Annotated in this window: 1 protein-coding gene; it reads left to right on the top strand. The window is 53.0% G+C overall.

Annotated features, from left to right (window positions below; all coding sequences use genetic code 11):
* Positions 1-242 precede the first annotated feature (242 nt).
* Positions 243-472: hypothetical protein (locus tag E1189_RS22925; RefSeq protein WP_230459988.1), on the top strand; the 230-nt coding region annotated here is incomplete at its 3' end.

The raw sequence follows: 472 nt of genomic DNA on the forward strand, positions 1-472 counted from the left end.
TCAGGCTCATTTCTGGATTGGAGAATACTTTTTCAAACCCGGTAAAGTTATGGATCCGAACAGCTCCAGGGGGAGAAGGGAACCTCTATAGCTGACGCTATAAATACAGGTACTCGGCACCTCTCGTGTATCAGCATCTTGTCTGGTCTGATCTGTTTAAGCCATAGCGGTTCTCTTTAAATCCCATCTTATTTCTTTGTGGTCCGTTTCTCCCTACATCGGATGTCGCTGCTGTGCTGGCGGTGATAACTAAGCAGGTTGACCGAACCGAAGGTAGCGCCACAGGAACAGGTGGTATTCCGCCTCCCCTTGCACCGGACGTCACGGCTACCTCGTCGGTGGGATCTAAACTGGTTAACCGTATCGAAGGTGGTGCCGCAGGGACAGGTGGTGTTCTTCTGCCCCTTGCACTGGGCACCTCGGCTGCTCAGGCGGTGAGCGTTAAGTCGGCTGACCGTATCGAAGATGAGGC

This window comes from Parendozoicomonas verongulae, assembly GCF_009711465.1.
GTDB lineage: Bacteria > Pseudomonadota > Gammaproteobacteria > Pseudomonadales > Endozoicomonadaceae > Sansalvadorimonas > Sansalvadorimonas verongulae.